The sequence below is a fragment of the Virgibacillus tibetensis genome (genome assembly GCF_036026595.1).
In the GTDB taxonomy this organism is placed as follows: Bacteria; Bacillota; Bacilli; order Bacillales; family Amphibacillaceae; genus Virgibacillus_P; species Virgibacillus_P tibetensis.
In genome coordinates this window covers 110523-127441 of sequence record NZ_JARZFX010000005.1, presented here as the reverse complement: position 1 = coordinate 127441, position 16919 = coordinate 110523, and the positions used below count along the sequence as shown (strand labels likewise).

General features: G+C 37.5%; 18 protein-coding genes. 13 read left to right on the top strand and 5 right to left on the bottom strand.

What is annotated here, in order from left to right:
• Positions 1-452: 452 nt before the first annotated feature.
• The 6 genes from QGM71_RS12120 (at position 453) to QGM71_RS12095 (ending at position 3926) form a co-directional block, all read left to right on the top strand.
• Positions 453-1436: a tRNA dihydrouridine synthase gene (locus QGM71_RS12120; RefSeq protein WP_327607817.1), complete on the top strand. Its 984-nt coding sequence runs from the start codon at positions 453-455 to the stop codon at positions 1434-1436.
• A gap of 276 nt (positions 1437-1712) precedes the next feature.
• Positions 1713-1883, top strand: coding sequence for a DUF896 domain-containing protein (locus tag QGM71_RS12115; RefSeq protein ID WP_327607816.1), 171 nt, complete (start codon positions 1713-1715; stop codon positions 1881-1883).
• 79 nt (positions 1884-1962) lie between these two features.
• A complete protein-coding gene (locus QGM71_RS12110) occupies positions 1963-2313 on the top strand; it encodes a DoxX family protein (RefSeq protein WP_327607815.1) in 351 nt (116 codons plus the stop codon).
• Between the two features lie 60 nt (positions 2314-2373).
• The gene (locus tag QGM71_RS12105; protein ID WP_327607814.1) at positions 2374-2832 is read left to right on the top strand and encodes a MarR family winged helix-turn-helix transcriptional regulator; all 459 of its coding nucleotides are present in this window, start codon (positions 2374-2376) and stop codon (positions 2830-2832) included.
• Positions 2833-2836: 4 nt separating this feature from the next.
• The gene (locus QGM71_RS12100; protein ID WP_327607813.1) at positions 2837-2977 is read left to right on the top strand and encodes a hypothetical protein; all 141 of its coding nucleotides are present in this window, start codon (positions 2837-2839) and stop codon (positions 2975-2977) included.
• 4 nt (positions 2978-2981) lie between these two features.
• Positions 2982-3926, top strand: coding sequence for a ring-cleaving dioxygenase (locus QGM71_RS12095; RefSeq protein ID WP_327607812.1), 945 nt, complete (start codon positions 2982-2984; stop codon positions 3924-3926).
• A 968-nt stretch (positions 3927-4894) separates the two neighbouring features.
• Here the strand turns inward: QGM71_RS12095 and QGM71_RS12090 are convergent.
• The 4 genes from QGM71_RS12090 to QGM71_RS12075 all read right to left on the bottom strand — a co-directional run bounded on the left by QGM71_RS12090 (position 4895) and on the right by QGM71_RS12075 (position 7507).
• A complete protein-coding gene (locus QGM71_RS12090) occupies positions 4895-5173 on the bottom strand; it encodes a hypothetical protein (RefSeq protein ID WP_327607811.1) in 279 nt (92 codons plus the stop codon).
• 17 nt (positions 5174-5190) lie between these two features.
• Entirely contained in the window at positions 5191-5745 is a 555-nt protein-coding gene (locus tag QGM71_RS12085) for a hypothetical protein (RefSeq protein ID WP_327607810.1), read from the bottom strand.
• 189 nt (positions 5746-5934) lie between these two features.
• Positions 5935-6345: a Mov34/MPN/PAD-1 family protein gene (locus QGM71_RS12080; RefSeq protein ID WP_327607809.1), complete on the bottom strand. Its 411-nt coding sequence runs from the start codon at positions 6343-6345 to the stop codon at positions 5935-5937.
• 13 nt (positions 6346-6358) lie between these two features.
• Complete coding sequence (locus QGM71_RS12075; RefSeq protein WP_327607808.1) at positions 6359-7507, bottom strand: hypothetical protein; 1149 nt, start codon at positions 7505-7507, stop codon at positions 6359-6361.
• A gap of 279 nt (positions 7508-7786) precedes the next feature.
• Between QGM71_RS12075 and QGM71_RS12070 the strand changes: the two genes are divergently transcribed.
• Positions 7787-8485: a BMQ_0737 family morphogenetic spore coat protein gene (locus QGM71_RS12070; RefSeq protein ID WP_327607807.1), complete on the top strand. Its 699-nt coding sequence runs from the start codon at positions 7787-7789 to the stop codon at positions 8483-8485.
• Between the two features lie 105 nt (positions 8486-8590).
• On the top strand, positions 8591-9850 hold the full coding sequence (locus tag QGM71_RS12065; protein ID WP_327607806.1) for a surface carbohydrate biosynthesis protein: 1260 nt from the start codon (positions 8591-8593) through the stop codon (positions 9848-9850).
• A 713-nt stretch (positions 9851-10563) separates the two neighbouring features.
• On the opposite strand, the gene QGM71_RS12060 is transcribed toward QGM71_RS12065, so the two are convergent.
• Positions 10564-11118 carry a hypothetical protein gene (locus QGM71_RS12060; protein ID WP_327607805.1) on the bottom strand — a complete coding sequence of 185 codons (555 nt, stop codon included), beginning with the start codon at positions 11116-11118 and terminating at the stop codon, positions 10564-10566.
• Positions 11119-11272: 154 nt separating this feature from the next.
• On the opposite strand from QGM71_RS12060, the gene QGM71_RS12055 reads away from it, so the two are divergent.
• From QGM71_RS12055 to QGM71_RS12035, 5 genes are all read left to right on the top strand, one after another.
• The gene (locus QGM71_RS12055; RefSeq protein WP_327607804.1) at positions 11273-12070 is read left to right on the top strand and encodes a BMQ_0737 family morphogenetic spore coat protein; all 798 of its coding nucleotides are present in this window, start codon (positions 11273-11275) and stop codon (positions 12068-12070) included.
• 236 nt (positions 12071-12306) lie between these two features.
• On the top strand, positions 12307-13308 hold the full coding sequence (locus QGM71_RS12050; RefSeq protein WP_327607803.1) for an SDR family NAD(P)-dependent oxidoreductase: 1002 nt from the start codon (positions 12307-12309) through the stop codon (positions 13306-13308).
• Between the two features lie 27 nt (positions 13309-13335).
• Positions 13336-14853 carry a glycosyltransferase family protein gene (locus tag QGM71_RS12045; RefSeq protein WP_327607802.1) on the top strand — a complete coding sequence of 506 codons (1518 nt, stop codon included), beginning with the start codon at positions 13336-13338 and terminating at the stop codon, positions 14851-14853.
• A gap of 9 nt (positions 14854-14862) precedes the next feature.
• Positions 14863-16263: a hypothetical protein gene (locus QGM71_RS12040; RefSeq protein ID WP_327607801.1), complete on the top strand. Its 1401-nt coding sequence runs from the start codon at positions 14863-14865 to the stop codon at positions 16261-16263.
• Between the two features lie 26 nt (positions 16264-16289).
• Complete coding sequence (locus QGM71_RS12035) at positions 16290-16886, top strand: class I SAM-dependent methyltransferase (RefSeq protein ID WP_327607800.1); 597 nt, start codon at positions 16290-16292, stop codon at positions 16884-16886.
• Positions 16887-16919 lie beyond the last annotated feature (33 nt).

The window sequence follows — 16919 nt, the reverse complement described above, 5'->3', positions numbered from 1 at the left end:
GATGTGAAACTAATATAAACATTTGCTCGTCAGACCCTGTTTTCGTAAAAACAAACATTTGCGAATTCGGGGTCTTATTCATGGAATCCCTTGTCCTGCATATCCTTTCTCGATTTTCTCTTCCCTTCATTATTGCAAAACTGTATTCCAATTTAGAAAAACGGAAATATTTGAACCAAAATCCTTCAAAATGGAGGTTACTTAGTAAAACTTTATTATAATGGAAACGGAGGAATACGACTTGGAGAGGTTGGACTAGCTGGTGTTATTTTGGTTGTCCAGCGAGTGTAAAATTAAAATAAACAATACTTTGTTAAATAACCATTTCCGATCAGTTTGATAAAAAGTGCTTAAGCATGGTATAAATGTAAAGGAAGTAGAGACATTTCCTGCTTTTTAATTTTGAGATAAGCGTTTAACCTGGTATACGTATGAGAGGATTGAATTTAAATATGATAGATAATTTCTGGCGTGATTTGCCACGTCCATTTTTTGTACTGGCACCAATGGAAGATGTGACTGATGTTGTTTTTCGTCATGTGGTGAGTGAAGCTGGCAGACCTGATGTGTTTTTTACGGAGTTTACAAACTCTGTAAGTTATTGTCACCCAGAGGGGAAAGAAAGTGTGCGTGGGCGTTTGACTTTTACAGAGGATGAACAACCAATTGTAGCCCATATATGGGGGGATCATCCTGAATATTTTCGGCAAATGAGTATTGGTATGGCGGAACAAGGATTTAGTGGTGTCGATATCAATATGGGCTGTCCAGTCCCTAATGTGGCAGGAAAAGGGAAAGGATGCGGCCTTATTCGCCGTCCGGAAGTAGCAGCAGAGCTAATAGAAGCAGCGAAAGCGGGAGGATTACCCGTAAGTGTGAAGACAAGACTTGGTTACACGAATGTAGACGAATGGCACGACTGGCTAACGCACATATTGAAACAAGATATTGCTAATCTTTCCATTCATCTGCGTACAAAAAAGGAAATGAGCAAGGTAGATGCTCATTGGGAATTGATCCCAGAGATAAAGAAACTACGTGACAAGGTGGCACCAGATACACTTTTGACGATCAATGGGGATATCCCTGACCGTCAAACAGGCCTAACACTCGCTCATAAATACGGTGTGGATGGGGTTATGATTGGGCGTGGCATTTTTAAAAATCCATTTGCCTTTGAAAAGGAGCCGAAAGATCATAGTAGTAAGGAATTACTTGATCTCTTAAGGTTGCATCTGGATCTCTTTGATAAATACTCAGCATTAGAGGCCCGTGCGTTCAAGCCTCTTCGTCGCTTTTTTAAGATATATGTCCGTGGGATTAGAGGGGCGGGTGAGTTAAGAAATCAGTTGATGAGCACAGAGTCCACAGATGAAGTGCGTGCATTGCTCGATAACTTTGAGCGAAAAAATGTTGAGGTGACGGAGGAACATTAGAAGTGTCCCAATTCAAGGTAAAAACGAAGTGAGACAATAAACTGATGTGACTCCCAAAAGTCAGAGTTTATATGAAGCAGTTAATTGGCTGGCGTGAATACGGTATTGGACCGGACGGATTCATTCCAGCCAAATTGACAATCCGATATCCTAATGTTAGGATGTAAATATCCTAACATTAGGATATAGAGAGGAGAACCGAACTTTTAATAGAAAGGAGTAAGCCCGAAGACTGCTGCCTAAAACGAATCAATGAACTAGCAGTAAAAACACGAAATGAAGTTTAACCGAAGAAAAAATAGAGGAAGAACGCAATTACGGCGAAAATATTTAGATGAGTTTCGTGGAAAAGTGCTGACAACAATGACCGGTTTAACAATTGTAAATGAATTAGGTGAAGACATAACACCGGAAAAATTAGTCGTGGAAAAAGCAAATAGAGATTAAAATTCATTACCGTTTTAACGTTATTATAAAAAATAAGCTATAATATCCTACTATTAGGATATGGAAGAGGAGAGAACAAATGTTATCAATTATTATTCAAATACTTTTAGGGTTAGGGTTTATTATGTTTGGTCTTATGAAATTTGGTTCGAAACAAATGGTAGAAGGATTTAAAACGTATGGTTATTCAGCAGGTTTTCGTATTTTTACAGGTATGGTTGAACTTGTAGCTGCTGTACTATTAATTGCAGGAGTTTGGAATGAGCAATTAGCAGCTTTAGGCGGATTTTTAGTTGTTGCTACCATGATTGGAGCCATTCTAACTCACATTAAAATTAAAGATACACTGAATAATATGATGATGCCAATCATCCTTCTTATTCTTGGGGGTATTGTTTTAGTGTTAAATTACACTTCATTAATCGGGTAAACAAATCGACTAATTTCGAATTCGGATATAATAGTACTAAGTTAAAACGGAGGTGGTTGAATGTATCAGGGTAATGATCAAGCAGAAAAGGATCTCAGGTTATTTCGAATATGGTTAAAAGCATCAAAGACAGTATTCGATAATGTGATAGAAGATATTCAAGGCTATGGATTAACTGCTGAAAATTTTATGGTTCTAGAATTGCTTTACAATAAAGGGCCGCAACATATACAAACCATTAGTGACAAGCTAATGATTCCAAGTGGAAGTATTACTTATGTAGTTAACAAGCTAGAGAAAAAGGGGTTAGTTAAGAAAGAGCAGGATCAATCGAACCGACGTTTTTGGAAAGTAGTATTAACTGAAAAAGGGGAAGAACTATTTCATGAAATCTTCCCCAAACATGTTGAAGTGATTGTAAAAAACTTGGGTTCTTTATCAGAGGAACAGAAAGAAGAATTAGGCCAGTTATTAAAAACAGTTGGATTTGCTGCAAAGGAATTACAAAAGCAAGGATAACATAATGGGAAAACACCGAATTCATCCTGAGAAAGGAATGGAAATTGAACTGTATTCAATCGGTGATCATTTAAGAACCCTGTTGACAGGAAAGCTAAAGAATTGGTGTACGGCTTTTAATAAGAATAATGAATGGAGAGATTAGAAAAATGATACTAGGACACCATCATATATCCATGTATACCAGGAATGCAGGAAGTAATAATCATTTTTATAACGAAATACTTGGTCTTCGTCGAGTAAAAGTATCCGTAAATCAAGATGATCCTACAATGTATCATTTGTTTTACGGAGATTTGATAGGAAGTCCTGGAACAGAGCTATCATTTTTTGAAATTCCAACAATTGGAAGTACTCATCGTGGAACAAATGCCATTACACAAATAGGCTTATTAGTTCCATCGTTTGAAAGTCTCCTATATTGGAAAGAGAGATTATCACAATTTAATGTAAAACATGGTGAGATTACAACTTACGCAGGACATGACGCTTTGCATTTTGAAGATCCAGAAGGGTTACGACTTGTTTTACTTAACAATAATGGTAGGAGCATTCCTGATGAGTGGCAGGCTTGGACGGATTCGGTTGTACCAGAAGAGAACCGTATTTTAGGAATGGGATCTATAGAAATTACAGTAAGATCATTGGATTCTATTTCTAAGATGCTAGAAAATATATTTAATTATACGAACGTTTTAAGAACAGAAAAAGAAGCGATTTACCAGGCAGTTAATGGAGAAGTATTTGGTGAAATTGTTATTAAGCAGCTCGACGGACCAAGAGAAAGACCAGGAAAGGGAAGTATTCATCATTTAGCTATTCGAGTAGAGGGAACAGATTTACAAAAATGGGATAATAAAATAAAAGCAGCCGGATATCGTAGTACTGGAGTTGTAGATCGTTATTATTTTAATAGCATTTATTTTCGTGATGAAAATAGAGTCATGTTCGAAATTGTTTCAGACGGACCTGGGTTTACAGCAGATTCTACCGTCGCAGAATTAGGAACAAAACTTGATTTGCCGCCATTTCTAGAAGACCGTCGTGCAGAAATTGAGGCTAACTTAATACCGATTGAAGAATGGAAGAGTTAAATAGGTCTTAAAATGTATTGTAAATTGGAATCATAACATGTAATCATAATCTTCCATAAGGAAAAAGCATATTGATAAATTGAGAACTACAAATAAACTTTTCCTCATAACTCTTTTATCTACTATGTCTAACTAAAACAAACTCTTGCTCGTGATAATAAACATTTGATAAACCGACCCTGTTTTCGTAAAAATAAACATTTGCGAATGCGGGGTCTTTTTCATGCAATCCCTTGTCCTGCCTATCTTTTCTTAGACTTAATTTTAAGGTCTATTTTATTAAGTTGTTGTTCGTGTCGAAGCCTTAATTTTCTGCTCTTTTTTTGATAGTTAAACTATAGTAAGAATGGTTTAACGAATTTGAGAGATTATACAAGTCATTTAATATCGATTGATAAAGTTCATTTTCCTTTAATATAGTGATCTGTACAAGCTTTTATCCCGTGTTTATTATAAGAACCACATATATAGCCTTAACGATTTTTTAAAAGTGCATCCCTTTACCACAGTCTGCACAGGATGCAGTATTAGTAAATAAATGAATTTCCGCTTGTGGTCTAATCCTTTTACGAGATTCTATGAGTGATTTTACAGCCTTGAATTCCCCTTCTGAAATAATGGGTTCGTGAGAGTTCCTTGAAATTAATTGTTTATCAAACGTAATAGGTATTCTAGCCTTACTTGTTATACATATGTTATCCACATTTAATATTGAAGAAAGATTAAATGAAATAAAAACTAAATATGATGGATACTGAATATAAACGGGGTAACCCATTTTATGGTAGGCTTCTCATTAGTTGACCCAACATTTGAGAAGTTTTATTTTATTATGGTAAGGATAAATTAAAGGAAAATTGAAATTCGATTAATCTAACTAACATAAGGAGGATGGGTGATAGTTGTTATCGCATTAGACATGATTGGGTATGGGGCAATTTAGTATACAAGAAAAAACAGAGCACTTATCACTCTGTTTTCTTCAATAAGTCAAGTAATTCATTAAATTGTTTTTGGTTATTTTCGATGGTTTGGTTAATTTCTTCTAAAACTTCCCCGTACTGCTGCATCGTTTGCTTTCCTTCAGATCCCTTATTGGGTACGTTTAAATTTTTCATTTTCAATTGAATTAACAGAGATAAGATTGAAAGTTCTAGGGCATCTTCGCTGTCGGCGAGTTCCTCCATGTGAGGGATATAGTCACCAACCACCTTATTTATGAGTAACCATAAATGATCATTAACCAAGAGTTTCCCTCCCTATATCACTTTTGTATTTTTAAGTTAATGGTATTAGATGACGGAACCCCATCTTTTTCATATTCGGAATAAACAAACCCAACAATAGAGCATGAAAATGGGTCCTTGTTTTCCCACGTTAAATGGAAGTCAGGAAAAGAAATCTTTTCAAATGGATTTAGCTGCTTATCTTCCCCTAACCTGAACCATAGTTCCTTTTCATCGTCACTATTATTAAACCGTTCCCAGGTCACCTCCATCGCCTGTGATTTTAATGAGGAAGATTCCGAACGAAACTTCCCTGAAAAGTCATATTGATTGACTGTATCGATTCGTAAACAAAGATAAAGATCATTTATTGTATTGGCACTAAGATTTTTTATGTGAAATCCTCCAAATAGTATACTTTCTTCCTTTTTTTCAGTGGTGACATTTATTGAATGCGTGAAGTAGCCTAATAACGAAGGCGATAATTGATGGCGTGGATTCATTGGCAGGAGTTTCTTGAATTCATCGACAAAATTGTTAGTTTGATTATTCAATTCCGCCAACCTTTCCTTTAGCTCAATAATGTTATTCATTTAATTGTACCCTCCCAAATTAATGACACATTTTTAACCTCATTCCATTTCTATGCTCAAAAAGAATTATTATTAACATGTGGTGAAACAAATAAGATAGGTCGAATCCATGTGAATAGTTCGCAAAAAAAAGGCCGGTCATTGATGACCTGCCTTTTAAGGCTAAGAGATGATTTAGGACAGCTGTTCCTATGATTCTATGCTAAAAAGCCGTTCAGTATAGTGGTTACCTTTAATTGTATACCATTTCGTAATGGGGGGATTTGTTTTAAAGGATATAATCACCATGAAAACTTTTTCGTCTGTATGATTCCTCAAATCATAACTGGATGGAACAGGATCGGTAATAGGGTGGGTATGGTAAATTGCCAGAACTTGTTCTTCCAGATGTTTTATATTTTGTATAGTCTTTTCCACTGATTGTTTGCTCACAAAGAAACGCGTTGCGGATTTCAGTTCATTTTCCAACTGCCACAAGGATCGTATACGATTCCCAGTTCCTGATAATAACCCACATGCCTCATAGGGCAGGCGATCCTTGCAATTTTCCACCATTTCATTATGGATAATCTCTGGGATCACGATCGATTCTGTCTGCATGGCTTTCTATACCTTAATTCTTCCTGAAGAAGGAGAAGAACGAGTTGAGCTCTCTCTTCCTGCCTGCTCGGTTTAGTCGTGTCTTGGCTTCAGACATTTCACTCCTATTTGCAGAAACCATTTCACCACTTGACTCATTTACTGTATCCAGTGTATTATCTTCTGCAACTGAAAAGCCTGCTTCTTGGTTGATGTCGACTTCATTATTGTACTGGTTCTCAATTGAAGATAGGTTCTTGTGTGAATCCTCCATTTCCTCTCGAGCCTTCGCTACGTGACCGCTATTATGGTCTGCATTCATCTTCTGAGTGTTGTCGGTTACTACTGGAATTTTTGTCTTCCCATTTTCTGCCTGTGAATGATTGTCATTTTTAATAGACGAAGTTGATTCTTCCTTATCAGCAATTACGTATGTTTTTTCTGTAGGTTTCGGTTTGGAAGTTCGGGTAATTATATTCTTATTCAATTCATATGGAAAACGTTGAAGGGTATTCTTCCCATTACTTGTTGAGAGGGTGTTCCGAACACCACCAAACTGTCTGCTTCGTGTAGAAGTCTGGTTGCTTGTTGGCAATTTTCTTGCCATTTTATTAGGTGTAGTCCTGCTATTAAACTGGCTTGGAGCCTGGTTTTCATTGGTTAGGGAGTAAAGCATATTTTGTAATCGCTTATATTCAGAAGTCTTGGGGACAGTTTTTATAGGGGGATTTGTCTTAATATGCTCTTTTGATTGTAAAAGTTCTTTTTTTTGTGTGTCGATTTGACTTTTTCCTATTGCTAAACTGTTATCCATCCTATTACTCACAAGCTTCATCTTTTCAAGAAGTTCTGTAACGCGGATTTCTTTCATTTCACCCTTAATGGAGGTTACATCCTGCTTAAGCTGATTTAGGGAGTCATTTATTGTCTGTGTTTGTATCGAATTCCTTTGGTCCTGCCGTTCATATTCTGCTATTTTTTCCTGATAACTCTCTTCCATAGTCTTCATTTCCCCTTTAAACTTAGAAAATTTTAGTTTTATCTCATATAATTCACGTTGCAACTGAAGATATTTATCCAATAAATTACTGGATTCCATTGTTACAAGCGTTTGCTTGTAAACTTCCAGATCTTCTTTTAACTTATCAATCTCCCTTGAGTTATATAGTTTGTATTGATACATACCCATTCACCCTTTTACAGCACATTAATATACTATTGATGAACCATCAATTCGTGACAAATGTGCAGTTTTTTTTGAGACCTACGAAACAATCTATTCTTTCGTTATGATTATCCATTGTTTACTTATTGATGATGTTCTATTTGAGTGGAGTATTATTGTAAATATTATATTCACCCATTTTCCTAAATATCATGATATCTCCGCAAAATCATTAACGCTTAACCGTCCATAGGCATAAGCTATAATTGAAATCAAACTTCTGGAGGTGTAATAAATATGCAAGCTGATAATTTAAAAGGGGGCCAGGAACTTCTGTGTATTAACACAGAGAAGGTATATGACTGGATCCTAAACGAAACAAATTTTGATCTAAGTTTAACTGGCTTGGATTTACCGATTAACCCTACTACCGGTGATCAACTGGAGTGTGGCGATATTGACCTTAATACCGTTACTTGTACAGTAGAGCCTGCTGCAGTAGATCCAATCGTGGTTTTAGATAGAGAAGATCAGGATTTTACGGTCGACGGGGCAGAGGTAACATTACAATTGGTGAATATCCGCAAGAACTTTGAGGTCACTGTTTTTGCAGAATTAATACCCGAACTTGGAGGGGCCACTGTTGAAGTAGGGTCTGCTGAGTTCACCCGTTGTGAGCAGGTGATTCTTTGCGCGCCTGAGGGCACGGAAATTGATGTAACGTATACTGATCTGGACTGCTTTGTATGTACAGCCACTTGTGACGTTGGAACAACTACTGAAGTTGATGAACTTGATGTGACTGTTACAGTTCGTCTATGCCAGAGCATTCAATCAACTTTTGAAGTCACACTTGAGATTGTCGCAGATTTCTGTCAGCCGCGGGATGTCCTTCCATTCCCTCCATGCCCAGCACCAACAATTCCACCGCAGTGCCCTGTAGTATTTCCTACTGGGAACGGCGATTTGGGGGTACCGGATAAGCCTTCAACATAGGGATAAAGAGAGGATAAACTCCTCTCTTTTATTTCTGTGGAAAGTAATTATACTCCGGGTTTTAGTAAGCACCTGATTCTTTATAATTGGAAAGGTTGTATAATAGTGAGCAAAAATAAAAAATGGTTGTATTTACCGGTAGAAATAAAAGTACGAGAACTGGACGCTAAATTATTAATGGCATATTATGCAGCTAAAGAAGGTTATTCTGTTGTCACCGGTGATCATATCCTTGTGGAAATGGCATCAACTGAATTGCCCGCAGGCATATTCTTTTCAAAGGGGTATCCACATGGCTTCCGAAAGAGGGTGATTTTGAAAGCGAAAGAAAACGGTCACGTTGTTGTGGAATTGGATGAAGAAGGATTACTTATTAATGATAAAAAATATCTTAGGGACCGAATGAAAAGGGATATGCTGCAGTTGGTGACACAGGAATACTGTTGGGGGCCATTTCAGCAAAACATTATAACCAGTGCAAATCCTGATTTGCGAGCAAGGTGTCATGTTACAGGTAATCCAAGAATTGATCTTTTGAAACCGAAGTACAGGTCTATCTATGAAGAGGATGCTGAACAGTTAAGAAATGATTATGGAGAGTTTATTTTAATTAATACACGGTTTTCCCTTTATAACACCCCAAAGGGACAGAAAGATAATCCTCATTTCAGGCACATCAAGCAATTATATTACTCTTTCATGGAAATGACGAAAGCTACCTGCGAGCGTTTTCCCGAAATTAATTTCGTGATCAGGCCCCACCCGGGGGAAAATTTTGAATCGTACCGGCATGCACTAGCCGAGTACACAAATGGTCATGTGATCCATGAGGGCAACATTATTAAGTGGCTTATGGCCGCTAAGGCGGTCATACACAATGGTTGCACATCTGGTATTGAAACATTCCTGCTTGAAAAACCGCTTATTTCTTATGTGCCCTCTAATTCGAATACGAAGGAAGATACTATTCCAAATCAATTAGGGGTGAAGGCTGTGAACATAGAAGAAGTTCATAATGCAATTAATGATGTATATAGGAGAGAAGAAAGCAATTATAATGTAAAATACAGGGATCAGAACATAAACGGATTGTCTTATTATTGTGACTGGTCAAATGAAGGTTTTGCATATGACGCTATTCTCGGTTTATGGGATTCGATTCAAATTTCTTCCCCACGGGTAAATACTTCACTGAATAAAAACGTCCTGCGAATTAAAAGTAAAAAGAAACGGAAACGACGCTTTTCCCTTACGGAAACAGAGATTCAGGACTTCTTTAACAAGCTGGATAAAATAGAAGAGACTCTCAGTAGAATTATTATCACGAAACTAGCAAATAACCTGTACAAAATTGAAGGAGGATAACTTCTCTAGTAGAGTGAACCTGATCGCTTTAAAAAAACTAAATAGTAAAGACAGCTGATATAGTCGTCTCCCCTGAAGTTTTAGAAGGTGTAATTTTGCATTAACGGAATTATGCCTTTAAGTTTGCCCAGCAAGCCGCTGATTCCTTTCTGAGGCAGCTGCTGGACAGACACTTGATACTTACAACATGATAGTTAAGATAGCATTCCTGATGACTCCTCTATTAGCCTCACAAAAATTATCCACCTCTATCGGGAGGGGAAACAATCTTTTTGTAAACTAAACAGATTTCCCACATCCGCATCCGCTACGTTTGATGGTAGCCTTTTTTACGGATGAGGTGGCAAGTGCAATCGGTTTATTAATGTGCTTTACATAATTTGAAGTTTTTGCACGCTTACTAATGTCTCTCGCCTTCAAAAACATCAGCTCCTTTCTTTTTATAATATATTATAGGGGAATCCTCGCAAAAAGGATTGGGCTATCAGTATGGTCGATGTAAAAACAGTCATTCAACACACCCGGCCCCATTGAGGAAATCCAGACTAAAGCGACAGATTACATAGAAAGAACAGGGCTACAGCAGGGTGACAGTGGTAATTTGACGGACCCTATTCTCCCAAGTTGTATTATTTGTTAATTACTATCTTTCGAGAGATGTAGAAGTTCGTGTTAATCGTTTTGGGTAGGATGAGTTGGTATAAACGTCAGATTCATTTCTTTCTTTTCCGTGATGAAGAGGAGCGGGTGATAATATTTTTATTTAATTCCTGCTGAGGATTTCGGAATGTTTTTGTGACATTACTTCTTGGAACAGGTGGCTGACCATTACTGAAAGTACCGTTTCGACGGGAGTGGTTGAGTGATGTTGGCTGTCTATACATTCTGTTTGCTGCCATGCTACTGTTTGGTTGATTTGGAGACAGTCCCATATTATTGTAGGACTGTAGCATATTCTGTAATCTCCTGTATTCCGATGGCCGTGGCGCTTTCTTTTTAAGGACATCTTGATTCATCAAATCTTTCAACTGTAAATAGTCCTCTTTCTGGGAATTGATTTCATTTTCTACTTTTATTAAATGTTCATCGGTTTTATCCATCATAAGATTCATCTTTTCAAGTAATTCTTTCACACGCATTTCTTCAACTTCATCCTTTATATAGTCCACGTCCTGTTTCAATTGATTGAGGGTATCTAATATAGTGTGGATTTCTTCTACCTGCTTTTCATATTCCGATAGTTCTTCCTGGTAAAACTCTTCTTCCATAGCCTTCAAATCTCCTTTAAGCTTTAATAATTTTCACTCTTTTACAGCACATTAATATACTATTGGAGAAACATCAATTCGTGACAAATGTGCCATTTTGAGAAGTGGGAAAATTCTTGTTTCTATTCTCATTCTTTCGGCAGATTTTTAAGTCATGAATGTTGCTACTATTGCCGCGGAATCCATTAAAAGTACACCGGCATCCCGATTGCTTTCGATTCGGGGATGCCCGTTAAAGTATGTTAATGCTGTTATATGTATAAAGAATTTAATTTTATTCGAAGGTGTTCGTACGATGCAAACAGAGAATTTATCAGAAGGGCAGGAACTTCTGTGTATCAACACAGAGAAGGTATACGACTGGCTGCTCAATGATACGGAATTTGACCTGAGTGTGACTGACTTGGATTTAACGGTTAACCCAGCTACCGGTGATCAGTTGGAATGTGATGATATAGATCTTAACACGGTCACATGTACCGTGGCTCCCACTGACGTAAATCCAATCGTTGTGTTAGACAGGGAGGATCGCGAACTGATTGTCGACGGTACCGAAATTACGTTGCAGTTGGTGAATATCCGAAAAAAATTTGTGGTTACTGTTTTTGTAAACTTAATACCAGAACTTGGCGGAGCTACTGTCGAAGTGGGGACAGTAGAGTTCACCCGTTGTGAGCAGGCAATCCTTTGCGCACCTGAGGGTACTGAAGTTGATGTGACGTATACGGACTTGGATTGTTTTGTATGTACGGCGGCTTGTGATACTGGTACAACTACAGAGATTGATGAGCTTGATGTTACCATTACAGTTCGCCTATGCCAAAGCATACAGTCAACTTTTGATGTAAAGCTGGAGTTAGTCGCAGGCTTTTGCCAGCCAAGGGATATCCTTCTGTTTCCTCCATGCACGGCACCGACAATCCCTCCACAATGCCCTTTCGTATTTCCTTAACAACGAAATGGAGGATCCGTATGAAGAGGGGAGCTACTCCTCTCTAAATTTTTTATGGAAAAATCTAGTTGAGTCTTTTTCTTTTTAAACGTAAAATGGGTTGAATTCGTAGGCTGGCATCTTTAACCGATGATAGCTCGATTCATATACATAAATAGTAACACCAGAGAGGTAAGGGCAACGCCTGGGTTAAAATAAAGAAATTGATCAAGTTGAGCAGTAAGGAGTGAATAATAGTGTTTTTTGAAAAAAAGAAGATACTGATCACCGGTGGAACCGGGACAATTGGCAAAAGTATAGTGAATTATTTAATAAAAGAAAACCCGGATATTATCAAAATATTCAGCCGGGATGAATATAAGCAACAGCAGCTTCAAAAGGAAACAGGTAATCAGGAGACCTTGCGTTTTATTATTGGGGATATCCGCGATTACGAAAGTCTGGAAGCTGCAATGCATGATATTGATTATGTGTTCCATCTAGCAGCGATGAAACGGGTGGAATCATGTGAGTACAATCCATATGAAGCAATAAAAACGAATGTGTATGGGACTAACAATGTTATTAAAGCTGCGCGCGCTCAAAAGGTAAAAAAAGTGATTTTCACAAGTTCCGATAAAGCTATCTCCCCAACTAACACTTACGGTGCGACAAAAATGATTGGTGAAAGGCTAATTTCAGTTGTAGAATACAGCAAGAAGGAAGGTCAGACGATATTTTCCAGTGTTCGGTTCGGAAATGTAATGGGATCAAGAGGGTCAGTGATACCCCTTTTTAAAGAGAGGATATTTAAGGAAAAGAAAATAGAAGTTACAGATAGGGGCATGACACGCTTTATGATGACATTGGACCAGGCAACTGAGTTGACCATCAAAGCCTTGAAGGAAGCGATGGGTGGCGAGGTATTTGTTTTGAAAATGCCTGTTGTTAACCTAGGTGACTTGGCGGACATTCTAGTGGAAGAAACGTGTAAAATACATCAGTTGCAAAAATCGGACATTGAAATAGAAATAATGGGTTTGCGGCCAGGAGAAAAAATGTATGAAGAATTGATGACATATGACGAATCAACTTCAGCCTGGGAATTGCCGAGCATGTACATTATCCCCGGATTTTCAGGTAAAGTAACAAACCGTAATGCCAAAGTAGCTAGTACAGGTATTTATAGCTCGATGAGTCAGCAACCCATAGGCATGGAGGAATTACGTTCGTTACTTAAGGCGGCGAAGTTAATATAAATAAGACAGCGATAGAAGGAGGTTGCCATGAATACTAGTTTAAGAAATTACTGGTCATTGTATCTTGATTTTCTTAATGATTTTAAGGATTTGACTTACAGTGGTTACTCGATAGCCTATTTATTTTGTCATTTCTATAGTTTAGTCAGTAACAATACAGAACTCTGGAACAGCTTATCAGACAAAGACTTTACCAGGCATATAAAAAGTCAGGTTAACGATCAAAAGGAAATTCAGGATGCATTTTATAATTATATTCAGAAACATAAGGGGAAATCAGTCACCAAAAGTAAACATGGAAAGGTAGTTTTCCATCAGGATAAGTTGCTACGGATATCCAGACCAAGTATCATGCGAATCTTCCATCCGTCCCAAACGATGATTGTTCACGCTGGGATAAATAAATCAGCGATTAAAGTAAAATCTGCCCGCAGGAAGAAACCCAATAAAGCAAAAGTATTGATAGGAAATCATGCCGTAAAGAAAAAGAAACCTAAAACACCTGTTCCAGTCAAAAAAACGTCGCATACAGTACCAACCTATTATTTAACTAACTATCCAATAGAAACGGAAAAAGTGGTAACACAGGTGCAAAATAAGGCGCGGAAGATTATTGCATCCCATAAGAACCATCCAGTCTACAAAAACCAGAATTTTCAAAGTTACTTTTTAAATATGATAGCGGAAATAATCAAGCGAATTGAACAGTCCCGTCAGTTTCTAAATGATAAGCATGTCTCCTGTCTGGTTGTATCGACTACACATGGCTACATTAGCCGAATATTATCTTTAGTTGCCGCAGAAAAAGGCATTCCTACTATTTGTATGCAGCATGGCATCATAGCGAGTGAATTCGGCTATATTCCTAAAATAGCCACCGTCGATGCCGTGTATGGTGATTTCGAGGCTGAATGGTATAAAAAATTAGGAGCACCTGACGTATCACTTGAAATTATTGGCCACCCTAGATTCGATCAGGCGTTCAGCCGTCCAACAATAGAACGAGAGAGGTTCAACAATCATTTAGGACTAGACAACAGCAAACAAACCTTAATGATTGTTATCAGAGAAAACCAGGATAACGGCAAATGGCGCACACTTATCGAGACAATCGGAAAACTTAATCTGAATGTCGTTATTAAGAACTATCCCAGTAAGACGCCTCATCCCTTAACAAAAGAGTTTTCATTTGTTTATTCGACAGCTGGATACTCTATTTATGATATATTTCCGAACGTTGATGCGGTAGTTTCCTATGCGTCAACAGTAGGACTAGAAGCAATGCTTTCTAAAAAACCCGTATTTATCCTGAACAACCACTTTCCAGGTTATACAGGATATTATAATGAGCTGGATAAGCTTGTTCAGACCAATCCACGAATATTGGGTAAAATAATAATCGATTATTTTAGCGATCCTTCGTTTAAATGTTATGTGGAAAAAAAACAGAAGCAATTTCTTGGGAGCGCTTATCCTGATGTTAGCCATTCCGGGGAGCGGTTACAGAAGCTGGTTAAAAGAATTACAAGAAATACTGTTAGCTAGGAGGCTATTATGAATACGTATGTTAAAAATTACTGGTCGTTATACCTGGACTTTATTCACGATTTCCAGAATCTAAAATACAGTGGATTTTCTTTATCCTATCTCGTACACTTTCCCGCCTTAATCCGCAAAAATCCTGAAATCTGGAAGGCATTATACGATGAAAGTTTCACAAATCGATTAACACGTCAGGTGAAAGACCAACAAGAATTCCAGGATGTATTTGATAAATATTTCCAGTCACACAGGAAGAAATCGTTCGTTAAAAATGAAAACAGAAAAGTAGTTGTAATTGCTGATAGGTTAATCCGGTTTCCATCACGGACGTTTGACGATTATTTTAAACCCCACAAAACGGTGCTGATCCACACAAATAAAAACAAATCCATTGAACCTGCAGCAAATAATATCCCCACTAAATATATAAGTGACTATAAACCGGATATCAAAAGAGAAACCATTCAGGTAAAAAACAAGGCTAGAGCATTATTGAAATCCTTTAAGGGTCATCACTTATATAAAGAAGAAAACTTTCAAAAGGTGCTCTTAACTAAACTGGAAGCGATAATAAATCAAATCGAGATATGCAAAAAGATCCTTAAAGACGTTCCTGCTTCCTGTATTGTTGTGTCAAGTCCCAACCATTTCGGAAGGGTCGTAGCTTTGGTAGCCGCAGAACAAGGAATTGCTACTATTTGTATGCAGCATGGAATCATAGCAAATGAGTTTGGTTACATTCCGAAAATTGCAACCATCGATGCTGTCTATGGCCAGTACGAAGTGGATTGGTATAGAAAATTGGGTGTGGCAAAAAAATCCCTTGCAATTATCGGCCATCCAAGATTTGACCAGGCATTTCAGTCCCAGACCTCAAACCGTATTGACTTCAATAAAGAGCTCGGTCTTGATAATAGGAAGAAAACATTACTAGTTGTCGTTAGGGGAGATCGGAATATTGGCAAATGGAAAATTTTACTCGACACTATCTCAAAGGAACTAGATTTGAATATACTGGTTAAAGACTTCCCCAATACAAATCCTCATGAACTAACTAAAGCTTTTCCATATGTTCATTCTACACAGGCGTTTGATCTCTATGACATTCTTCCTAACGTTGATTGCGTGGTTTCTTACACATCCACGGTAGGCTTAGAGGCTATGCTAATGAAAAAGCCCGTATTCATTTTGCATAATACATTACCAAGCTATACAGGTTACTTTGACGATTTGGGTGATGTGGTGCAGAAAGATCCAAAAAAGCTAGGGGGATTAATTGTAAAATATTATAATGACCCTGCCTGGAGCAGACATGTTGATGGCAAAAGGGAGAAGTTCCTGCATTATGCCTACCCTGATTTAGGAATGTCAGGTGAACGGCTGAGCAAGTTGGTAAACAGACTGACTGGCTGATTCATTAAAACTAGGAGGAAAAAAAGATGAGCGATAAGAATAATAAAAGCCTTGAAGAAATCCATGATTATTGGATCAATCAATGCTTGCCGGATAATTACCTGCCTCATGTGAAAAGAAGCGAATTTTTATTTGCATATATACAAAAATATATTGACCAAAGCTGTAAGGTATTGGAAATCGGTTGCAATTTAGGAAGAAATTTAAACTACCTTTATGAGAATAATTTTAACAACCTTACTGGTATTGAAATTAGCAAAGAAGCAATAAATAAATTGAAAAAGGCGTACCCCGAATTATACGAACACGCAGAAATTGTTCACTCTCCGGTAGAAAATATAATTAATAAATTACCCGAGAATAGTTATGATCTTGTTTTTACAATGGCAGTATTGGAACACATTCACCCGGATAGTGTATGGATTTTTCCCGAGATTGCACGGGTTACCGGGTCCTATCTGATTACAATAGAAGCTGAAAAATCATCGCATTGGCGCATTTTTCCAAGAAACTATAAGGATATTTTTGAAAAACTGGGATTTAAACAAGTGGAAGAAAGTCGCTGTGAAAGAAAATTAGGCTTGGGTGCCTATACCCTCAGAGTCTTTCAAAAGGAAAAATAAGACGGCAAAAAAGATGCGCACGAACATATTTCT

Coding starts and splice junctions, on each gene's coding strand:
- QGM71_RS12120 (WP_327607817.1), top strand. CDS start 453: ATGATAGATAATTTCTGGCGTGATTTGCCACGTCCATTTTTTGTACTG.
- QGM71_RS12115 (WP_327607816.1), top strand. CDS start 1,713: ATGAAGTTTAACCGAAGAAAAAATAGAGGAAGAACGCAATTACGGCGA.
- QGM71_RS12110 (WP_327607815.1), top strand. CDS start 1,963: ATGTTATCAATTATTATTCAAATACTTTTAGGGTTAGGGTTTATTATG.
- QGM71_RS12105 (WP_327607814.1), top strand. CDS start 2,374: ATGTATCAGGGTAATGATCAAGCAGAAAAGGATCTCAGGTTATTTCGA.
- QGM71_RS12100 (WP_327607813.1), top strand. CDS start 2,837: ATGGGAAAACACCGAATTCATCCTGAGAAAGGAATGGAAATTGAACTG.
- QGM71_RS12095 (WP_327607812.1), top strand. CDS start 2,982: ATGATACTAGGACACCATCATATATCCATGTATACCAGGAATGCAGGA.
- QGM71_RS12085 (WP_327607810.1), bottom strand. CDS start 5,745: ATGAATAACATTATTGAGCTAAAGGAAAGGTTGGCGGAATTGAATAAT.
- QGM71_RS12080 (WP_327607809.1), bottom strand. CDS start 6,345: ATGCAGACAGAATCGATCGTGATCCCAGAGATTATCCATAATGAAATG.
- QGM71_RS12075 (WP_327607808.1), bottom strand. CDS start 7,507: ATGTATCAATACAAACTATATAACTCAAGGGAGATTGATAAGTTAAAA.
- QGM71_RS12070 (WP_327607807.1), top strand. CDS start 7,787: ATGCAAGCTGATAATTTAAAAGGGGGCCAGGAACTTCTGTGTATTAAC.
- QGM71_RS12060 (WP_327607805.1), bottom strand. CDS start 11,118: ATGGAAGAAGAGTTTTACCAGGAAGAACTATCGGAATATGAAAAGCAG.
- QGM71_RS12055 (WP_327607804.1), top strand. CDS start 11,273: ATGAATGTTGCTACTATTGCCGCGGAATCCATTAAAAGTACACCGGCA.
- QGM71_RS12045 (WP_327607802.1), top strand. CDS start 13,336: ATGAATACTAGTTTAAGAAATTACTGGTCATTGTATCTTGATTTTCTT.
- QGM71_RS12040 (WP_327607801.1), top strand. CDS start 14,863: ATGAATACGTATGTTAAAAATTACTGGTCGTTATACCTGGACTTTATT.
- QGM71_RS12035 (WP_327607800.1), top strand. CDS start 16,290: ATGAGCGATAAGAATAATAAAAGCCTTGAAGAAATCCATGATTATTGG.